Genomic DNA, 15,508 nt, shown 5'->3' with positions numbered 1-15,508 from the left:
TGCAAAACAAAACAGGTCACGATATAACCTTACAAGTGATATCGTGACCTGTTTATAGTTGAACAATATTTTGATAAGGAAGCATGCACACGGTTTGGCAAACTGAGTCATAAAATAGTAATACAATAAATTCCATTTGAGCCAAATAAGAAACAAGCCGCGGTTTTGCGGCTTGTTTCTTATTCTATCAACTAGCAAGTCTTAGCAAAAAGCAACTGCTTATTTATTCTTCGTTATGCGTGTCAATGACTTCATTTAACACAGAGGAATGCTCGTTGCTAGCTGCAACAAACTCTTGATCAACGTCATGCTGGCCTTGGATTTCTGCGGCTGCCTTGGCCTGTTGATTTAATTGTTTCTCGGCTTGCCCGATTCCGGTTGCACCTTGATGGCCACTACTGGATGTCATTATTTACTACCCTCTTTCCCTATATGCATTAAAAGCACCTATATCATGTGTAAAATTAGCCGAATGATACGTTTTTTGATGTTTATCGGTTGAAAAGAACATTGTCCGAATGTCGACGATAAAGTTTAATGATGTCATGAAATTAATAGGAAGTTCAGCACAACGGAAAGGGACAGGATATATCAAATATAAATCATATTTTATGAAGCTGCAGAGTTGCAGCTTTTTTATTTGTCCATCTGAAGTTGGACAGATACGATGGACTGCCACTAGTTCTTCATAATAACGAATGGCACGATATAACTGCTGTAACAGCCCTAAATCCTTGGAATGTATAATTAAATTAGGAATACACAATCTAGATTTAACTTTTCGAAAGGGTGAATGAATAAATGGCTAATAACAAGAACTATAATCATAACCAACATAATCGTACCGATAATAACGGACAGCGACAGAATAAAGTTCATGGTGGCGAGTTCCGAAATGGGCGTCTCAGCCAGATCAAAAATAATAATCCTGATGGTGATGCTGTGCAAAATGAATTTTTAAGTCAAAAAGAAGAATAATGGCATTAGCGTATGTTGATTGTTGGGTAAAATAAATTCATCCCATCAACTCTCCCATGAAACCGTACCAAGTATCCTACTTGGTACGGTTTTTAACTTCAATTAATTCAGTACTTTTCTACAAAATAAAATTGCTTTACAAACGCCTTAAATCACGAGAATAGAGGTAAGCAATTTGGATACTGAGATGCATTACGGAAGCGATTATCATGGTTTTCCGGTTACTTCCATACGAAGTGGAGAGGGTACCGAAGTAAGGCAAGACTTGTTCCAGCTGACGGTTCAAATCGCAAATGTGGCATTCATCGGCAATCCGGAAACAAAAGATTGGATACTGGTGGATGCTGGAATGCCGAATTCTGCAGATTCTATCATTGCAGAAGACAGGTTCGGAATCAATTCCCCTCCGAGAGCGATCGTTCTGACACATGGTCGCCATCACAGGGCATGGGAAGCCGGTGGAAGGAGAGACCTTAACAAACGGACTACGTAGACTGGCTATCAATTTCGATCAGATGGCCTTACCGAATTAATTTCTCAAAACAAGCCCGCCAATATGGTCTTCATGCCCATAGGAAACGATCATAGCCCGAATTTGTCTTGGTTCTTGAGCAAAAAGGAAATATTTAGAGGTGAGTTTCTAAAGCGTTTAATGGGAATGCTTCGGACGTTATTATCAACGGAAAAGTGGTGGAACTATGAAAGCCTTAACTTATCAAGGGATGAAAAAAGTAAAGGTTAAAGAAGTAGAGGATGCCAAACTCATTAAAGCCGATGATGTCCTTGTGCGCATTACGACAACATCCATTTGTGGTTCGGATCTGCATATCTATAATGGGGAAATTCCTAATATGCCTGACAATTTCATTATCGGTCATGAGCCAATGGGGATAGTGGAAGAGGTAGGAAAAGAGGTAACGCGTGTCAAGAAAGGTGACCGCGTGATTATTCCGTTTAATGTCGCCTGTGGTCAGTGTTGGTATTGCAACCATCAACTAGAAAGCCAATGCGACAATTCAAACGAGTTTTTACATGGTGACACAGGGGGTTATTTCGGTTATTCCGACACCTATGGCGGATACGCAGGCGGCCAAGCTGAGCTTATGCGGGTGCCATATGGTAATTTCGTTCCCTTTAAGGTTCCTGAAGACGCGGAGATGGAAGACGAGAAGATATTGTTTCTATCCGATATTGTTCCAACTGCTTACTGGAGCGTCGAAAACGCCGGAGTAAAACAAGGCGACACCGTCATTATTCTTGGTTGCGGGCCTGTCGGTCTTCTGGCTCAAAAATTCGCATGGCTTAAAGGTGCGAAAAGGGTCATTGCCGTGGATCATGTAGGCTATCGTCTGGAGCATGCTCGAAAGACCAATAAAGTAGAGACGTTCAACTTCAAGGAAACGGATAATCTTCTTGGCCATTTGCAAGAAATAACAGCAGGTGGAGCGGACGTCGTGATCGATGCAGTAGGGCTGGATTCCGAGAAGACGCTCTTGGAAAAAGTGGAAACACTGCTTAAGCTACAAGGCGGTGGACTCGGTGCAGAGGGCAATAACGACATGTATTACTACAAAGAAGAATTAATAAACAAGATTGAAGTGGATCAACCTGATCCTGCAGCTGCGAAAGTTTTGCAAGAGACTCTTGGTGGTCAGTTTGGTGAGATGCGAACAATGATGCAATATTTCTTCCAAAGCTCGAATTTCAGAGGCAAAGAGAAACAATTCCGCGATTTGCTGCGAGGTGTGTTCCTGGAGGAAATCGCTCATGTTGAGCTCGTTCAAAACACGATTAACCAACTGCTGAACGGGGCGGGAGAATCGGCACCGGGTAATGCAGGCGTTGATGCTGCACCATTGGATGAAGCGGTCAAACATGCGAACCCGCATCATTTCATCATGGGGGCAAAAAGTTCTCTTCCAGTTGATGCTGGCGGTAACCCCTGGAATGGATCTTGGGTCTACAGTCACGGAAACTTAATCAGCGATATGCTAAACAACGTCGTTCTGGAATCAACGGGGGTTTTGCAAAAAACAAGAATATATGAGATGAGCTCAAATAAGACTTTCCCTAACTACGACATCAATAAATATCCTGAATGTCGTAAATACGTGGACATGGGATATCATAATGTTCAGTTTAATTTCAGAATGGATCAGACCCGCATTGGGGAAGTGCTTAATGGCAAGTCACCAAGTCGTAATGTCAAGAATTCAGCGTAACGCCTCCACCGGTTGGATTTACAGTGCCTCAACTGCCTGACATGCCTAACGAACATAGCCCAGGTTTGGTAGATATGATGAGATAAGGAAGTTAGGCGTACAAAGGATGTGACATAACGGATGAAATGTGTATATTGTGAAAACTTGAAGCAATTCAAAGGAACAAAACATAAGTGTTATATTTGCTCTATTATAAAGACGCGTTAGTGGAATAGCCTCTAGATCCTTTAATAGTTCGTTTAATATGGTTCTAGGGGCTAATTAGTTATGGAGGAGGGGGACAGTGTTCTTCTTTAGTAATATATCAGGTAAAGGATGCTTATATAGTTTAATCATTATGTTGGTATGTTGTGGATTGTCCTTATTGATTAGTAGAGCATTTGGTTTTTCCTTCTTTCTTTTCATTCCATTTATCTTACTGCCATTTATGTTTAAAGGAAAATAGCTGCTTGTTCCGGAACCGTTCGAGGGAAGATCTCTTACTAACGTACGTATGAATGGGTTTTCTTGGTCAGGTAGATTCCGAATAAAATCTCACATCGAGGGCAAGCTTTGCATAGCAGTATAATCTAATTCAAAAGGAGTGCGGCGAAATGAAAAAGATATTCTATACATTTGTGGTTGTAAGTTGTTTTGCTTTGATGCTGGGAATGGGCATTGTGAGTGCGACTGGAACAACGACAAACGGATACGGTACTGGGGTTCGTACAAATAGCACAGATATGGCAAGGAACGATTATAACGCGACCTCAGTAAATAACGGTGGGGACTACAGAGCTACAGCTTTAGCTGATGATGACAATGACATGGACTGGGGATGGCTAGGTCTTCTTGGCTTAATTGGCTTAGCAGGACTAAGAAGTCGCAATCGTGAACGCGACGGAGCGCGTTAACACCCGCTACGACTAAAAATTAGAAGACGATGGCCGCTCATTATTGAGCGGCTTTTTCCATGCAATACATACTCAACGACTTAGCTGGTCAAGGATAAACCACACTAAACTTATAGGTTCATTTTGGTGGGGAGAATCGTTCAGGGCATTGGAGCTGCTGGTGCATTTCCGATCGTAATCCACTGGTCGGCGATATGTTTGATACCAAGGAAGAAGAAAGTAGTGGGCTTGGCATTATCGAAACCTCCAACACCTTTGGTAAAGTACTGAGTCCTGTTTTGGGTTCTGCACTTGCCCTGGTCGTCTGGTTCCTGCCACTTGCTGTAATTCCTTTCATATCCTTTATATCTATTGTTTCTGTAATTTTCCTGGTTAAAATGCCAAGTCCAAGCAGTTCGACTGATGATAGTGATTCAGTCAAGGATAAGGATAACCGGTTTAGTACGTTCGTCCGTACCACTGTATCGTTACTAGTGGAAAAAGGACATTGGGTCTACGCCATATTTGCAATTGGCTGCTTGGTCATGTTCATTATGTTTGGCTTTCTTTATGACCTATCATCCGTACTGGAAGACCATTATCGAATTCATGGCATCAAGAAAGGATTATTACTTGCAATACCCTTAAGCGCAATTTGTGGATTATCTTATGTGACTGGAAAATTCGTCGGAGAAAATAAGCACCGGATGAAGGTATTCAGCGTTATTAGGCTTATTGCTTTATTGGCAGCAATGCTGATTTGTGCGCTTGTTAATAGCAAAAGCCTGTGGTTTCTTATTTCAATGATGTTCGTAAGCGGAGGTGGCATTGGCCTCGTGCTTCCAAGTCTAGATGCACTTATTACAGAAGGAGTTGAGAAGGAGCAACGTGGAACGATTACTTCCCTGTATAGTAGCGCACGCTTCATTGGCGTTGCTCTAGGCCCATTAATTGCTTCGGTAATGATCCAGCATCAAGAATGGCTATTCTATTTATTCGCCGCTTGTGCGCTCATCTGCTCGGCTTTGGATATATTTATGCTTAAGCCGAAAGATGCAAAGAGTAAGAAAGAGATGGATAAGCAAAAGAATAAACATAGTAATAAACATAAGAAAAAGAAAGGAAGCCCGTCGTTATGACGGGCTTCATTTCTTATTTTCGACTCTCTTCAGGCTGAGGCCTATTGATAACAAAAGGAGGAGGAACAAGCCATCCCTTTTCCTTGCTTAATCGAAGGGCCTTTAATCCAATTACCGCTTTCGTGTCATGGTATTTCGCAAACAAAGCACCGATGTCTTATATGCTTCGGCTCACTGCTTACTAATTCAAATTTACGATCTGATTGATATCCGTACCTTCCGTATTTTTTCCCAACAGCCTGCTGAACAGAAACTTGGCCATCTTAAACTTGTTGCCAGTATCCCAATACTCGGCGGTTTCGGCTATTACCTTAATCAGAACGAGGTTCGGATCGTCATAGGTTGTCTCCAGCAGTTTCTCGTAAGCTACGTTCCAAAATTCTTTTATTTTCTCGGTACTGCCCACGAGTTCTGCTTGACCTCGAATGGAGACGAATGATTTACCCGCATATGAAACGTTAACCTGCCGGTTGTGAAGCAGTTCTTCAAACTTGCCGGTATCTTTCTTGGTTAGAAACCAAAGGTTACCGTCGAACTCGACATCCTGAGTCTTCATGGGACGTGAAACCAGTCCATCCTCCGATACTGTTGTTAGCATCGCTATTTCAATGTCTTTGATTAATTCACTTACTTTTGTAATCGCTTCTTGTTTGTTAGCAATTGTCTCCATAGGCAAATCCCCTTCTGTAATAATTAGTCTGAGGATTATATTCCCAAGCTCAATCACACTTTATTCATTTTAGGCAAGAACGCACCGGAAGGATCGCTGATTTTTTTCGTAAGTATTTATCATGCCATTTCTTCGTGTTTATCAGATTCTCCAGTCTCTTATTGAGATTTTTGAGTATGGACAAAAGGAAGAAAATAGCTTTGGAGCTTTCCAGCCCGAATTATTGGCTATTCTGGTAAGAAGAGTGCGATTGACACTTTGAGTGGGCGAATTGCAAAAGATGGAATTTAAGATATACACCGTACCATTGAGGAGACAGTCCATACATTCAATTTAGCAACGAGGTGTGATAATAATGAAAAAGATTCAAAAAGACGCAATGCAAATTACCGGAATTGTTCTGAGTCTAATCGGTCTTGCAACAGTTATACAGCCGCTCGCTAATCCGCTTGAACGAGAAGAACACCACTATAATTGATAGCAGGTTTTTGAAGTTCAGAATATTAGCTATGAATTTAGTCCTTTTGAAGGTTAAGTCAATTCAGTGAAGTACAATTTCTTGTTTCGGAATATACTGGTTTTTGAAGTAAAGTGCCGGTGGAAATTAGTTGGGCACGATAGAACAACAAGAACCTGATATCGCTTAAATCATAAGGCTGGAGGGGGTTGACGTACAAAAGGCCCATATAGCGGGGCTACGCCGAAGTGAACGATCAGAGCAACTGTTCGTAAGCGGGAGCAAAAAGCAAATGTACGTCAAAAAGCCGCTCCGATCGGTCGCGAGACCTTTCGGTACGGCTTTCTCATTTTCAACACCCGGCAGCAACCGCCGCTACTTGCCGTTCTCAAGAATTTCCTCGGTGCGATCTTTATACTCGTTGCTTCCTTCGATTACGATAATCTTTTTTAAGTACATCATAGTTGTATTGTTACTCTAAATTCATCTTTCTTGTGTCCGCTGTCTGAAAGCCGCCAATCCCCACATCAATAGAGGCAGACCGATCATGAAAATAGGCAGCATAATACGGACGGCGATCTTTTGCGGGAAAACAATCGAGGTTTCCACGACGTTTAGCGGAATAAACGTTACTCCGTAAGCGATGCATGCTATAATCCAGGTCATTCTCTTCCAATTACGGACGCCGAACAGTTGAGCGGAGCCGTGTCCGGATATGAACAAGTACAGCGCGAGCTTCGTAAAGACGCTCATAATCCAAATCGTAACCGCGATGGCATCCAAATTCTCGATGATTCCGCCGAGGGAGACGGCCCGCACTAGCATCATCAAGGGATAATTGTTGCTCTGGCTCACCATGGGGCCAAATGAAAGCAAGCTGGCGAAAATCGAAAGCATCGTGAACAATCCGGACACAAGTACGCCGCTCACGGCATACTTTACCGTTTTGCCCTTGGATTTCACGAAGGCGATGATCATAACCAATAAGACGCAGTCGCCGAGAAACGTGAGCGTGGGAATGGAGCCCTTCAGAATGACGAACACGCTGACATCGCCGAAGAATGGCCGAATGGACTGTAACTCCATATTATTGACCGACAGGATGACGGGGAAAATAACGCCAGCCATGACAATCGGTCCGATGACCTCGCAGCAGCGAGCGATCACGCCGACACCGTGGAGGGTTGGATATAGAATCACGGCCAGCATCATGGCGATGATGACAGACATCGGCGTTTCAGGCAATATCGTTTCGGAGAGGAAGAAAGCGAACTGCTTCAAGATCACCGTGAGCAATACGAGCCAGAAGATCATATAGAGAAAACCGATGGCTCGGCCAATCCATCTGCCGAATAGAATATCGCCATAATGTATGACCGTCATTCCCGGGAAGCGAAGAGCCGTCTTGGCGCATACGAGCGCGATCAGGAGCCCGGCTCCCGTCGCGATTAACGCCGATATCCAAGCATCCTGACTGGCGATCTGTATCGTCGGCGCAGTCGTAAGCAGCAGCGTCATCGTAATTTGCGTACTGGTCATAATCCAGAACAGCTGTCTTTCGGCTATGTTCATGTCCGTCATTGGGCGTCCTCATTCTTTCTGGTTGCTTGAATGCTCGTTTTTCCCGGCTGCCTGATGAATACGTCAACGTCAAAGTCGACCTCGACTTGCGTAAACCGTTCGTCCCAGCTGTTCATCACCTTGCGCCATTGTCCGGGATAGCGGATATGGAAAGCTTTCGCAAATCCAATGGCGTCCGTGCGGAAACGATGCTGCGCCTGCCACAAGGCGCTTCTCAGCTGCTTGGTCATATCCTCCTCGAATCGCTTACCCAGCTTTCTCAATCGATCGTCATCTTTCATGAGGTTGTAATGCGTACTGTTCATCAGGACGTCGCCGTCTACGCGTATCCGAATCGTCATCTTCCATTTTCCGTCTTGAATGCGCGGCTTCCACTTCATCCGGTAATGCCTCATTCGAATGGCGACGATGCCGCCGTTCTCTGTAACGGACATGGTCGCGAATCTGCTGAGCTGCGTATTGGTCAGCCATTTGAAGCCTTGCACATGCGGAGCATCCACGAATCCGACCAGCTTTAAATCCTTAATAACCGCCATGCCTTCAACGCTTATGATGGCCTTCTTGGTTCCGTTCGAGGCGAGCATCATTGTGGTTGCGACGGGAATAACGAATGATCCGGACTCGCCGCTGTTCAACTCCTCCACGATGTGAAGCGTCGAATGCTGCAGGGAAGGCTTTTGGGATATTTTAATCAGCGTTTCGTACGTATTGGGATCTTGGAGCGATTGAATCAATTCCTTTGCCGTTCCCTTGCAGATGAAGAGATTGGCCTGTTCCCGAGGCTGAATATCTCGAACGAGAAAATCCATCTCATCTCGTAACCCGTCCCTGGCAAGCGCCTCTCCGAAAAAATAAGCCTTGGCATGGCTCCACGAGAACCTTCTCGGCAATTGGGCTTGCAGCTCCGCGAGCGCATCCGGCACCGTTTTGCCCGTATTGGTTGCCGTGTATAGCCTGCCTTGGCCGCCACCGTCAGCGCCCCCCGATGAAGAGGGGTTCGGTATGAACACTTGAATCGTCAGAGACACCATGCCATTCTTTTCTTTATCGATCCCGGCGGAAATGATTAAAGCCATATTATTGACCTCTTCCCGATCCCAGCAACCTGTAAGGAGGAACGCGAACAGGCATGGGAGGAGCAAGCGGCGAATAGACGCTAGTTTCACTGGTCTTCCCCTTTCGCCGGCTCCCCTTGACGCTTCGAATTGCCCGGACTCGCGAAAGCGGCTGGACGCCGTTTCATAAATCCGATTGGCGCGCGTATGAGCGTATCCTTAAAGCTGTCGGTTTGTATAGGAGCGATAGGAGTCAGATATGGGACGTCGAAGGAGCGAAGGATGCATAAATGGCTAATGATGACCAAGATGCACAGGATCAACCCGTAGAGGCCGAACATGCCTGACATGATCATGATGGGAAATCGCAAGATGCGGAGCGCGATATTAAAGGCGTATTGCGGAAGCATGAAAGAAGCGATCCCCGTAATCGCGACGATCATGACCATAGGCGCCGACACGAGTCCCGCTTGAATGGCAGCCTGTCCAATCACGAGCGCGCCTACGATGCTGACCGCCGACCCGATCTGCTTGGGCAGCCGAACGCCGGCCTCGCGAAGCGCTTCGAAGGTGATCTCCATGATGAGCGCCTCCATGAGCGCGGGAAAAGGAATCTCTTCCCTGGATTGGGTGATGCGCAGCAGCAGGGTGGTCGGTACCATCTCCTGGTGAAACGTTAACGTGGCTACATACACGGACGGAGCAAGGAGCGCGAACAGGAAGAAGAGATAGCGAAGCCACCGGATCAGCGTACCGATCAGAAAGCGCTCATAATAGTCCTCCGGCGACTGCAGCATGGACCACAGGGTAGTCGGAGCGATCATGACGAAGGGCGTATGATCGGTGATAATCAGCACTCGGCCCTCCAGCATGGCCGCGACCGCCACATCGGGGCGTTCCGTCGTTTGCAGCTGCGGAAACGGGGAAAAGACGCTGTCCTCGATGAGCTCTTCGATCATTCCGCTCTCGACAATGCCGTCGATCTCGATTCGTTGCAGCCGGTGTTTGACGCTGGCTACGATCTCTTCTTTTGCGATGCCTTGCAAAAACGCGACGCTTATATTGGTCTCGGAATATCGGCCGAGCGGAAACGTATCGATTTTCAGAGCAGGCGTCTTCAGACGCTTGCGCAGCAGCGTCAAATTGACGATTAGCGTCTCGGTAAAGCCGTCCCGAGCTCCCCGAATGACCGATTCCGCTTGCGGTTCTTCCACGCCTCTTTTCTCGCAATGGATAAGCCCTAGGCTTAGCGCCCCCGGGATGCCATCTACAAGGAGAAGGGGCCGGCCGCTGAATAATTCAGGCACCATTTCTTCATAGGTAACATGCTCCTTGCTGTCCATAACAGTAAGCCAGGCACGCAATTCCGTCAGCGAGGACGCGGTGAGCGCATTATCCGGCTCCATCATTCGCTTTAACACATCGTGATCGATCGAAATGACGTCGGCAAGCCCGTTAATGTAGACGATCACAGCCTCTCGGGAGTCGGAAGCGCGGAACCGGTGATAAAGAACGTCGCCGCAGCCTTCAAACTGCGCTTGAAGCCGCGGCAATACAACGGCTAATTCCGCGGCAAGCGGCCCTCGGATCGTCGGCTCGGCTTGTACCCGTTGGCCGATGCGATCGGCTAGACTTCGTTTCTTCATCCTTTCTCGCCCTCCGTTCCCACGTTCTGGATATCCTATGTTTTGCTCTAAAAACAGTCAAATTATCCGAGTTTGGAAACGATGTACTTCTTTTGGAGTTACAAACAAAGCCAACAAAACAATTCACTTGAGTTGGGCGTGTTACTGGCTCGTTTTAACTCAGTAGGCGACGTCTACTATGGCGCCGGACTTGAGGTTGAACGAGAGACGAACTATTATTAGCATGATGAGCGGTGAAACATGGATGCCTGCTGCTTAGTAACATCGACAAAGTTGATCAACTATTAGGGTAGTTTAGAGGAGGTGTTGGGGGTGAAACCGAATATGCAGAATAGAAGCGTCATTTACTTGATTTCAGGCCCTCTTGGAGCCGGCAAATCCACGACTTCAAAAGAACTGGCACGCAAAGTCGGGCAATGCGTGTTGATTGAGGGGGATATGTTGCTTCATTTGCTCAAGGACGAGCTGCCCCTCTCATGGGAAGATAAATTACGCCTCACTTGGGATAACATTTTAGCTTTAACGAGAAATGTGATACGGGATCATATAAGCGTCGTCATCGATTTCGTCGTCGAAGATGAATTTGATTGGTTCTGCGAACAAATTGCCGACCTGGACGTAGTCCTTAAGTATATTGTGCTCCTAGCCGATCAAGAAACCATCATCGAAAGGTTGACGATTAGAGGGGATCTGGATGCTTTGGAACGTTCATTGTTTTTAATGAACAAAATGGAGCAATCGCCATCCGCAAACCGCTTTGGTTACAATACGACGGGAAGCCGGCCCACGGAAACGGCAGATGAAATCCTAAAGAATACCCGGTATCAGGTTGAGCTTAAACCATTGTAAATTCAAGCGATTGCACGCGTCCATTTAGATTTAACATCGCCTAAAGAGCCTGCAAGGTCGCAGGTTTTTGTCAGTTCTGAAGATTTATTGCTGCAGAGCAACTAATGCATAGATTCTTGCGTTAAAGGTGTAAAAAGCGACGAAGGGAAGCGTGCCCCATGAAGCGAATGACCCTTACTGTACTACTGGCTATTCTACTGTTAACGAGCTGCGGCCGCCACATGGAGCCTAGTGGCAATGTGCAAGGCGGCAACGCCAATAATTCCGTTCAAGTAACCGACAATGAAGTGAAAGGTTCCGGGACCATCGATCCGCTGAGCGAGCCAGGTGAAGTTCGCAGCTTTCTCCAAGACAATGAGATTCCGAACGGCGATATTTATTTGAAGGACGGGCTTCTCTATATCAATCTCGTCAAACCGACCGAAAGTGGCGAGCAGTTGCTTGCGGACCGCTATAAAGCGGGGACATACAAGACGGTGCGCGTTACGCATTCGATTGAGGAGCTGCAGGCAGCACAAGATAAGCTAGGCAATCAGGAGCTGTTCAGTAGACTAAACCTATATTCGACTAGTATGGATGTCATCAAAAACAAAATCACCATATCGATGCCGGATTCGAGCGAAGCTGAAGCAAAGCGAGAAATCGAGAAGCTGATTGATCCCGCTCTGATTGAATACGACATTCAAAAGCTAAGCGAGAAGCCCGACGTCGTCGGCACAATCTCGAAAATCGACAACGAGTCGCATCGCATCCTAGTTCTGGAAGACGGCAAGGCCGAGCCGAGCTACTGGTTTAGCTTCAACGATCATTCGGAGATGGTAGACAGCACCGGGCGCACAGTCACCTTTGACGATTTAAAGGAAAAGGGCAAAGTGCGGGTATGGATCAACGGCGCAGTCATGGATTCCTTCCCGGCGCAGGCGGGAACCCGCAGACTTGAGCTCGTTGCCTCGAATTAAGGCGCGGATGGATAGGGGGTCTGGTCTGCTTCAGTAATTTATGATTTTGAAGCATGGGCTGATCATTATAGTACACGACAACACTAGAGTTGTTTCTTTTAACAGATTCGGAGGGTCTAATGAAACGTCGAACTAAACGGATCAGCGCGATTATCAGTGCGGCTGCGGTTGTATTTTTATTTTACTGGCTTGTCGGCATTCCGGCCGCATGGTCGATGCAAATGGCGGATATCGCGAATAACACGGAGAAGTTTACGGATAAGCACGGTTATGCCGTTCCGGGGGAGTATTCCGTTTCCGTCGATTTGGGCGATTTGGAGAGCAACTTGGGTAAAGAGCTGTACAATGACGGGGCGCACCGCATCTATGTGATGTGGATGGATAATGTCGACTTGAAAGGTGGAGGTTATCGGATCGGATTTCGATCGGTCGGAACTTATTCGCGTAACGGAGCCTCATTAATATCAGGTACGCATCACAAGACGGTAGGCGAACATGAGTTCACCTACGATATGACTGCAAAGATGACAGCCGAATATAAGGGAAACATGTATGAAAGCGCCACGTATGGCACCGGCGGTCTAAATTTCAAGGATGGGGATGAATTTTCTTTCTATCTTTTTCCGAATGATGCGTATACGAAGGATGGGATCACGCAAGACGAAAAAGGCATTGTCCGGTTGACGGTCACGGGACTTTATCAAAATCTATGGTCCAGAAAATAGGAAGATTAGGCTAGCGATGTATAACTGATTAAGTGCCATGCCTAATCTTTAGCATGTTGCATCAACGGCAGCGTGATGAAATACGTGGTACCTTCTCCTTCTTTGCTGCGAACCTCGATCTTGCCGTTCATGCCCCGGATGACGCTGAATATTACCATGGTGCCAAGACCGGTACCCTTGTCTTTGGTGGTGTAATAGGGCGACCCTAGTCGGTTAAGCTGTTGCTCATTCATGCCGATCCCGGTATCGGCGATCGTGATGGTAACGATTTGTTTAGGCTCATTGACCATATAAGTCAAGGTCAACATGCCCCCGCCGGGCATCGCCTCGATGGCGTTCTTGCCGATATTGATGATGGCTTGTCTGAACTTAGACTTGCTGCCGTATACCGTTGCGGGGAGCTTGATGTCCGTGACGATCTCGACGTTCTGTAAATTCGCGTAGGAGTTCAGGATTTGGGATGCCTTGATAAGCGCTTCCTCCAGGACAATTGGTTCCAGCCTCTCGTTCTGCGGTTTAGCGAGCGACAAGTAATCGGAAATGATCGATTCAGCTCGGTCCAGCTCCTCGAGCGTAATGGCGGAGAACTCTTGACGCTTCCGATCGCTGAGTGCCGGATCGGACATTAATTGGATGAAGCCGCGGACGGACGTTAACGGGTTGCGGACTTCATGCGCTACGGACGCCGCAATTTCGCTGACGACCTTCATTTTCTCGGCGTGGATGATCTCGTCTTGCATCCGAATTTGAGTGTGTATCATTTCAATGATGAAGACCAACATCACCGCCATAATGCACTGAACGAAGATGATGGGCAAACTCGGAACAAACGACGCTATAAAAAAGGAAGTATTCCCTTCGAGCAGGGCATACAGATTGACGACCGTCACGCGCAAGAAGAAGCATGAACCGGCAACAAGCAGCATTCTCTTCTTAGCGCCGGCTTTCTCGTACAACCTGATTAGGATCAGCAGCAGCACGATTGTCGGCAATAGCGAAAGGAAGTAATGAAATAGATCGATATCGCCCAGAATCTGCCGGTAAGCAAGCAGACTGCCGAATAAGAGCAGCATCGTATAAAGGCCGCCGTAGAGAGAGCCAATCACGAGTGGAATACCTCTTAGGTCGAGCACAGAATCGAAGATTCTAACCGGAAAGGTCATGGTAATGATCATGGGAATCAAGAATAATACAAATACGAAGAGCGGGTGCTTGCGTTTATAGAAAGGACGGTAGAAAATCAAAGGCAGGAAGATAATGAATGCATTGAGGATGAATGCGGAATGTGAGAGCATGAGGTTGCTCCTTTTCTGTGTGCTTCCTCTTAATTTCGAGAAAAGGTCCGTAATTTCCTTCAAATTAAGGAGAGAATTTACGTGCAAGAAGCCAAATTCACGAAAAGAGGTGCTGCTGTGCTGCAAACGGTTTTAGGTCGAATTTCAGCCAAGGATGCAGGACGAATTTTAGAACATGAGCATGTCATGGTAGGGTTTGTTGAAGACGCGAAGCTTACACCGAACATGTATGACCGTGACGAGGTGGTCACATCCGTCCTTCCGTCCTTGTTAAAGTTGAAGGAAGCCGGATGCAGCACCATGGTGGACTGCGCACCGGAGTATTTAGGGCGGGATCCTTACATTCTGCGGCAGCTGTCGGAATTGTCCGGAGTCCATCTAATCACGAACACCGGATTGTATAAGAAGCCGTATTTGCCTTCATTCGTTTATGAGATTTCAGAACATCATCTAGCCGATATATGGATTCGAGAAGCGCGGGACGGTATCGGAGAGAGTAAGGTGTTGCCGGGTTTTATCAAAATCGCGCTTAATGACGGCAGGGCAATCGACGATATTCAATTGAAAATCCTCCGTGCTGCTATGCGAACTTCACTGGAAACCGGCCTGCCGATTCAGTGTCACACGATAGGCCATGATATCGCCCTGCATGCTTACGAGATTATGAAACATGCGCAATTCGATCAGGAACGGTTCATTTGGGTGCATGCACAAACCTTTAAAGTCACTGATGTTTACAAGCGGCTTGCGGAGGCAGGAGGCTGGATTTCCATCGACTCCATATTGCCGGGGACGTATGAGGAGCATGTGGATTTGTTAGGGCAGCTGCTCAACGACGGCGTTGGTGACCGAGTGCTTCTGTCACAGGATACCGGCTGGTACAATGTAGGACAGCACAAAGGCGGAAATTTGCGTCCCTATCATCACTTATTTACCGACTTCTTCCCTGCAGCGGCGGCCGGTGGTCTCGAACCGCATTGGCTCGAGCGATGCGTTACGAGTCATGCTTTTCAAGCCATGAGTAGGCGCTCCTAAACCGAATAAGGGGAGAAGTTTTATC

General features: G+C 46.7%; 14 protein-coding genes and 4 pseudogenes. 11 read left to right on the top strand and 7 right to left on the bottom strand.

Annotation, left to right across the window (positions count from 1 at the left end; genetic code table 11):
• Positions 1–223: 223 nt before the first annotated feature.
• Positions 224–409, bottom strand: coding sequence for a hypothetical protein (locus AC0YN4_RS05570; protein WP_475835371.1), 186 nt, complete (start codon positions 407–409; stop codon positions 224–226).
• A 392-nt stretch (positions 410–801) separates the two neighbouring features.
• Here AC0YN4_RS05570 and AC0YN4_RS05565 point away from each other — a divergent pair, with 392 nt between their 5' ends.
• The 6 genes and pseudogenes from AC0YN4_RS05565 (at position 802) to AC0YN4_RS05540 (ending at position 5,211) form a co-directional block, all read left to right on the top strand.
• Positions 802–978, top strand: coding sequence for a hypothetical protein (locus AC0YN4_RS05565; RefSeq protein WP_475779657.1), 177 nt, complete (start codon positions 802–804; stop codon positions 976–978).
• Between the two features lie 175 nt (positions 979–1,153).
• Positions 1,154–1,411, top strand: a pseudogene (locus AC0YN4_RS05560) (MBL fold metallo-hydrolase); the annotation flags it as partial.
• A gap of 265 nt (positions 1,412–1,676) precedes the next feature.
• Positions 1,677–2,522, top strand: a pseudogene (locus AC0YN4_RS05555) (alcohol dehydrogenase catalytic domain-containing protein); the annotation flags it as partial.
• A gap of 15 nt (positions 2,523–2,537) precedes the next feature.
• Positions 2,538–3,286 (top strand): annotated as a pseudogene (locus AC0YN4_RS05550) (manganese catalase family protein).
• A 507-nt stretch (positions 3,287–3,793) separates the two neighbouring features.
• Complete coding sequence (locus AC0YN4_RS05545; protein ID WP_475779659.1) at positions 3,794–4,093, top strand: WGxxGxxG family protein; 300 nt, start codon at positions 3,794–3,796, stop codon at positions 4,091–4,093.
• 164 nt (positions 4,094–4,257) lie between these two features.
• The gene (locus tag AC0YN4_RS05540; protein WP_475835580.1) at positions 4,258–5,211 is read left to right on the top strand and encodes an MFS transporter; all 954 of its coding nucleotides are present in this window, start codon (positions 4,258–4,260) and stop codon (positions 5,209–5,211) included.
• Positions 5,212–5,224: 13 nt separating this feature from the next.
• Here the strand turns inward: AC0YN4_RS05540 and AC0YN4_RS05535 are convergent.
• A pseudogene (locus tag AC0YN4_RS05535) lies at positions 5,225–5,368 on the bottom strand (DUF3231 family protein); the annotation flags it as partial.
• 24 nt (positions 5,369–5,392) lie between these two features.
• Positions 5,393–5,881, bottom strand: coding sequence for a pyridoxamine 5'-phosphate oxidase family protein (locus tag AC0YN4_RS05530; protein WP_475779660.1), 489 nt, complete (start codon positions 5,879–5,881; stop codon positions 5,393–5,395).
• A 355-nt stretch (positions 5,882–6,236) separates the two neighbouring features.
• Between AC0YN4_RS05530 and AC0YN4_RS05525 the strand changes: the two genes are divergently transcribed.
• On the top strand, positions 6,237–6,359 hold the full coding sequence (locus tag AC0YN4_RS05525; RefSeq protein WP_475779661.1) for a hypothetical protein: 123 nt from the start codon (positions 6,237–6,239) through the stop codon (positions 6,357–6,359).
• 462 nt (positions 6,360–6,821) lie between these two features.
• Here the strand turns inward: AC0YN4_RS05525 and AC0YN4_RS05520 are convergent, their stop codons facing one another.
• The 3 genes from AC0YN4_RS05520 to AC0YN4_RS05510 are packed head-to-tail and all read right to left on the bottom strand — an operon-like array spanning position 6,822 to position 10,620.
• Positions 6,822–7,919 carry a GerAB/ArcD/ProY family transporter gene (locus AC0YN4_RS05520; protein WP_475835370.1) on the bottom strand — a complete coding sequence of 366 codons (1,098 nt, stop codon included), beginning with the start codon at positions 7,917–7,919 and terminating at the stop codon, positions 6,822–6,824.
• Complete coding sequence (locus AC0YN4_RS05515; protein WP_475779663.1) at positions 7,916–9,085, bottom strand: Ger(x)C family spore germination protein; 1,170 nt, start codon at positions 9,083–9,085, stop codon at positions 7,916–7,918. Before AC0YN4_RS05515 ends, AC0YN4_RS05520 begins: the two co-directional genes overlap by 4 nt.
• Positions 9,082–10,620: a spore germination protein gene (locus AC0YN4_RS05510; protein ID WP_475835369.1), complete on the bottom strand. Its 1,539-nt coding sequence runs from the start codon at positions 10,618–10,620 to the stop codon at positions 9,082–9,084. Before AC0YN4_RS05510 ends, AC0YN4_RS05515 begins: the two co-directional genes overlap by 4 nt.
• A gap of 312 nt (positions 10,621–10,932) precedes the next feature.
• Between AC0YN4_RS05510 and AC0YN4_RS05505 the strand changes: the two genes are divergently transcribed.
• From AC0YN4_RS05505 to AC0YN4_RS05495, 3 genes are all read left to right on the top strand, one after another.
• A complete protein-coding gene (locus AC0YN4_RS05505; RefSeq protein ID WP_475835368.1) occupies positions 10,933–11,469 on the top strand; it encodes a P-loop nucleotide/nucleoside kinase family protein in 537 nt (178 codons plus the stop codon).
• Between the two features lie 158 nt (positions 11,470–11,627).
• Positions 11,628–12,428 carry a DUF3221 domain-containing protein gene (locus tag AC0YN4_RS05500; protein WP_475835367.1) on the top strand — a complete coding sequence of 267 codons (801 nt, stop codon included), beginning with the start codon at positions 11,628–11,630 and terminating at the stop codon, positions 12,426–12,428.
• Between the two features lie 119 nt (positions 12,429–12,547).
• A complete protein-coding gene (locus AC0YN4_RS05495; protein WP_475835366.1) occupies positions 12,548–13,153 on the top strand; it encodes a hypothetical protein in 606 nt (201 codons plus the stop codon).
• Positions 13,154–13,194: 41 nt separating this feature from the next.
• Here AC0YN4_RS05495 and AC0YN4_RS05490 read toward each other — a convergent pair whose 3' ends face one another.
• On the bottom strand, positions 13,195–14,448 hold the full coding sequence (locus AC0YN4_RS05490; protein WP_475779668.1) for an ATP-binding protein: 1,254 nt from the start codon (positions 14,446–14,448) through the stop codon (positions 13,195–13,197).
• Positions 14,449–14,529: 81 nt separating this feature from the next.
• On the opposite strand from AC0YN4_RS05490, the gene AC0YN4_RS05485 reads away from it, so the two are divergent.
• Positions 14,530–15,483 carry a phosphotriesterase family protein gene (locus AC0YN4_RS05485; protein ID WP_475835365.1) on the top strand — a complete coding sequence of 318 codons (954 nt, stop codon included), beginning with the start codon at positions 14,530–14,532 and terminating at the stop codon, positions 15,481–15,483.
• Positions 15,484–15,508: the final 25 nt, after the last annotated feature.

It is taken from the genome of Paenibacillus sp. J22R3 (assembly GCF_056269305.1).
The sequence above is the reverse complement of the archived record's forward strand: the minus strand, read 5'-3'. Positions and strand labels throughout refer to the sequence as shown.